A 5086-nucleotide genomic window follows, 5' to 3' on the forward strand; every position below is an offset into this window, starting at 1 on the left:
GGGAGTAGGGAGTAGGGAGTAGAAAAATGCTTTTGGGTTGCCGATACTAACTGTAATCTATCCATGTGAAAAGCGCTATAAAATTACTGCCATCCTAGCTGAAAGTAAATGCCCCCAATAATAAGGATATTCTGCTCTCTCCCACTCAAATTGGTATTATGCAAGTTATTATTTTTGTATCCTGGTGAATCATAGCAATTTGAAAAAAGAATGTTATGAATAGTTTGGTCAACAAAAATGGTTAAAGTCAGATGTATATTTAGCACTTGGAGAATTATTTCAGGGTAAAAAATGATAATAACAGCTTTTTATACTGACTACTGACTACTGACTATTGACTACTAGAAACAATTCCAGTACCTGTAGCAAACATTTATCAAATTGGTATAATATCATTCAGAAAAAATCTCATTTGAAAGTCTATTTTTTGAAACAAAATGTTAGCTAAAATCAGAGATACAGAAATTTATTTTGATGTTGAAGGTGCTGCCCTAGTGCCAGATGGGGAAAGGATGCGAGAAAAACCTGTTGCTTTTGTAATTCATGGTGGACCTGGTGCAGACCATACTTCCTATAAACCTACCTTTTCTAACTTGAGTCAAAATTTACAATTAGTGTATTTTGACCACCGAGGGCAAGGGCGATCGGCAAGGGGAGCAAAAGAAACTTATACCCTCGAAAATAATGTGGAAGATATGGAAGCATTGCGTCAATATTTAGGGCTAGAAAAAATTGTGATTATTGGTACTTCTTATGGAGGAATGGTTGCCCTGACTTATGCAGTTCGTTATCCAGAAAATGTTCAATCTTTAATTGTTATTGCTACTGCTGGTAGTTTTAGGTTTCTGGAATTAGCAAAAGTTAATTTAGCCAAAAAAGGAACAAAAGAACAACAAGCGATCGCTCAATTTTTATGGGATGGTAAATTTGAAGATGAAGCCCAACTGCAAGAATATTTTCAATTAATGATGCCTATGTATTCATTAACTTACAAACCAAAAACATCAGGAAAGAGTTGGAACAGAACTATTTTATCTCCCGATGCTATTAATGTTGCGTTTGGTGGTTTTTTACGTTCTTATAATGTGCTTGATGAACTAGATAAAATAACAGCTCCCACTTTAATTATAGCAGGAAAACATGATTGGATTTGTCCTCCAGAATTGTCAGAAGAAATTGCTACAGCTATTCCCCATGCCGATCTAAGAATCTTTGAAAATAGCGGTCATTTAATCAGGGTTGATGAACCAGAATTGCTTCTAGATGCAATAATTGGCTTTTTGGTCTACAACTGAAAAAAAAATCAGGGCTTACGCACAAGGCACGAAAAAATACTGTTTGAGATTATTTTACGTTCCGGAATGCTCCGCAAACCCTGTTGGTCGTTTTAGACGGAAATACGTTCTACTGCGTAAGTCCTAATTCTTCTTTAGATTCAAAAAATTAAGCCTGTTTTTTCAGCCAGCTAAACATAGCACGTAAGTCTTTACCCACTTCTTCCACAGGGTGTTCTGCTTGTTGACGACGCACGGCGGTAAATACAGGTTTGCCTGTTTGGTTTTCCATGACAAACTCGCGGGCAAATTGACCAGATTGAATTTCGCTTAAGATTTTCCGCATCTCGGCACGAGTTTGGTCATTAACGATGCGAGGGCCACGAGTATAGTCGCCAAATTCAGCAGTATTGGAGATACTGTCGCGCATATTTGCCAGACCACCTTCAACAACGAGATCGACAATTAGTTTGACTTCGTGGAGACATTCAAAGTAAGCTAATTCTGGTTGATAACCTGCATTTACTAAAGTTTCAAACCCAGCTTTGATTAATTCACTCAGACCGCCACAGAGAACAGCTTGTTCGCCAAAGAGGTCAGTTTCAGTTTCTTCCCGGAAGCTGGTCTCCAGAATACCTGCACGAGTGCCACCGATACCTTTGGCATAAGCCATAGCGCGATCGCGTGCTTGACCAGAAGCATCTTGGAAGATGGCAAATAGACAAGGCACTCCTTCTCCTTGTTCGTAAGTGCGTCTGACCAAATGTCCAGGTCCTTTGGGAGCAACCATGACGACATCTACGTTTGATGGAGGAAGAATTTGACCAAAATGAATATTAAAGCCGTGGGCAAAAGCTAGAATTTTTCCTTCTGTGAGATTAGGCTCAATTTCGTTTTTATAGACGGTTTTCTGTACTTCGTCTGGCAAAAGAATCATAATTAGGTCTGCTATTTCAGCAGCTTTGTCTACCGGGTAAACATCTAAACCTGCTTCTTTTGCTTTGTGGGCAGACTTACTGCCTGGATATAGTCCTACAATTACTTTTGAGCCACTATCTTTGAGATTTAGAGCGTGAGCATGACCTTGGGAGCCATAACCAATGATGGCAATAGTTTTGTTGTTTAAGATGTCCAGGTTAGCATCGGAATCGTAGTACATTTTGGCCATTATTTTTGTCTCCTATCTGCAACTATATATTGTTTATGCAAAACTTCTATCCTATCAAATATCAGTAATATTTTCAACTAAATAGGAGCAGGAGCCAGAATCCAGAAGTTCAGGAGGAATAGGAATTAGGGTTTGCGCTCATAAAGTCTTTTTGATCTTTGTAAGAAGTAGTTAAGACGTAGAATAAATGGGAATTACAAATCAAGTGGCCCAAACAATAGTAAGAGTGATTTTTTGGCTGCGTGCTTCGGTGAAAATGCTCATTTTTTTAATCTAAACTTGCTGAAAAGCTCATACTTTTTCCAGAAATAAATTGCCTCAAATCAATATCAGTAAATACTTTGATATTTAATCAGCAAGCTCTAATTATTAATTATTAATTGTTAATTATTAATTATTTAATATCCATCAGGCCCAATAGTAGTGTCATTGTGTTCTGCCATAGATAAATCAACTTTTTTAGCTCGAAATAAATTACACCACCCCAATTTAGCATTATTTAATTTTGCCTTTTCTAAATTAGCTTTCCTTAAATCTGCGTGCCTTAAATCTGTGTCTGTGAGATCTGCATTATATAAATTTGCACCTTGTAAATTAGCTCGATTCAAATTTGCACCACTCAGAATAGCATGACGCAAATTAGCTCTCGATAGATTTCCTAAAGAAATATTGGTATTAGATAAATTAGCTTGATAAAGTTTAATATCTCCCATTTCTACTTCTTGCAAATTACATTCTTTAAGATTAGCTTGATTCAAATTTGCATAAGGCATATAAGCTCTTGTTAAATCACAACCTTTTAAATTAATTCCTTCTAAATCAGCCTCAAATAATTCAATATTACTCAAATCAATGTCACAAAATTCTCTTTGACCTTCAGCGTATCTTGCCAGTAATTCCTCTGCACTCATTTTCTCCATCTTAATATTTTTATAACTACTTGATTAGTAGTTGATAATCATTATTTATGTGTTAAATTATGAGTATTTATACTCAGCTTTTTTATTAAGCTTAATATTAAGATGGCCTTATAAAAATTACTGCGATTCTAATGCTTTTTTTAGATTTGTAAAATTTTTATTTAGGAATGTCAAAATCATAGTTATACCAAATAATACCTAACAAGAATTATGGCAGAAGTTCAACAATCCATCGCTCAACATTACCATGAGCGGACAAAATATGACCCAGAAACAATAGCAACTAAGAATCATCAACTAGACTGGGAAAAACAACCAATACCATTCAAAGAATATAAAGTCGGGACAACTATTGACCTTAAACCCTATCTGCAAGAACAAATTAATCAAGAAAAAGATTTAGGAGAAGAAGAAAGGCTATCTAATTTATTTTTATGTAGCTATGGCTTAACTGGTAGAGTGCCAACCATGATGGGAAATCATTACTTAAGAGCTGCTCCCTCTGCTGGGGGTTTGTATCCTGCGGAGGTTTATTTAATTTCCCGTGGCACACCTCTATTACCTGCCGGACTATATAATTATCAGGCCAAAACTCATTCCTTACTCAGATTTTGGGATAATAGAATCTGGCCAGAATTGCAAGATGCTTGTTTTTGGCATCCAGCTTTAGAAAATACAAAATTAGCGATCGCCATAACTACTATTTTCTATCGCTCTGCTTGGCGTTATGAAGACCGAGCATATAGAAGAATATTTTTAGATACAGGTCATTTACTAGGTAATATTGAATTAGCTTCTGCTTTCACCAACTATCGACCTCACCTAATTGGCGGGTTTACCGATGAAGCAGTAAATAAAATACTTTATCTAGATACTCAAGAAGAACAGGCGATCGCTATTATCGCTCTGGCAGATCTACTAGATATTGAACAAAATCTCTCTGAATGGGAAAGTGCTCTACCTTCTGGCACTCAAACAGATTATCCTCTCATTCCAGATGGCGATCTGCTAAAATATTTACATCAAGCTGCTCACATCAACTCAAATTCTCCAAAAGTACCTAATTGGAAGACAAGAGAAAATCCTGAATATTCAGAAGATAAATACAATTTTCCATTCTGTACAAAAGTCCCCACTGTCACTCCCTCTATCTCATGGGGCAGAGACTTAAGAGCTTTAAGAAAAACTATTATCAAAAGACGCTCTACTCGAATGTATACTGGGGAAGAAATTGCTCTAAAAGAACTATTAGCTGTATTAGATTTTACCTATCAACCCCACCATTATATTAATCAAGGCTTAGATCGTAGCCCTGATTATTTTGACCTGAGTTTAATCGAAACATTTATTGCTGTTTCAGGAGTAGATGGTTTAGAAGAGGGTTGTTACTATTATGCTCCAGTAGCTCAAGAGTTACGACAAATTAGGTTTAAAAATTTCCGACAAGAGCTACATTTTCTATGCTTGGGGCAAGAATTAGGGAGAGATGCTGCTGTTGTGCTATTTCATACCGCCGACCTCAAAAAAGCTATAGCAAAATATGGCGATCGCGTTTACCGTTACCTCCATGCAGATGCAGGCCACCTTGGGCAAAGACTAAATTTAGCAGCTATTTATCTTAATTTAGGTGTTAGTGGTATTGGTGGTTTCTTTGACGATCGTGTTAATGAAGTTTTAGGTATTCCTGTGGATGAAGCTGTTTTGTATATTTCTACTTTAGGAGC

4 protein-coding genes are annotated in these 5086 nt (G+C 36.6%); 2 read left to right on the forward strand and 2 right to left on the reverse strand.

The genetic code is table 11. From position 1 onward, the window contains the following. Positions 1-437 precede the first annotated feature (437 nt). The gene (locus tag AC3DU7_RS24730) at positions 438-1295 is read left to right on the forward strand and encodes an alpha/beta fold hydrolase (RefSeq protein ID WP_488041950.1); all 858 of its coding nucleotides are present in this window, start codon (positions 438-440) and stop codon (positions 1293-1295) included. Positions 1296-1443: 148 nt separating this feature from the next. Here AC3DU7_RS24730 and ilvC read toward each other — a convergent pair whose 3' ends face one another. Continuing rightward, positions 1444-2442, reverse strand: coding sequence for a ketol-acid reductoisomerase (ilvC, locus tag AC3DU7_RS24735; protein WP_488041951.1), 999 nt, complete (start codon positions 2440-2442; stop codon positions 1444-1446). Positions 2443-2840: 398 nt separating this feature from the next. Then, on the reverse strand, positions 2841-3353 hold the full coding sequence (locus tag AC3DU7_RS24740) for a pentapeptide repeat-containing protein (RefSeq protein WP_488041952.1): 513 nt from the start codon (positions 3351-3353) through the stop codon (positions 2841-2843). Positions 3354-3572: 219 nt separating this feature from the next. Here AC3DU7_RS24740 and AC3DU7_RS24745 point away from each other — a divergent pair. After that, the coding region (locus tag AC3DU7_RS24745; protein WP_488041953.1) for a SagB/ThcOx family dehydrogenase at positions 3573-5086 on the forward strand (1514 nt) is incomplete at its 3' end.

The organism is Okeania sp. (genome assembly GCF_983059655.1).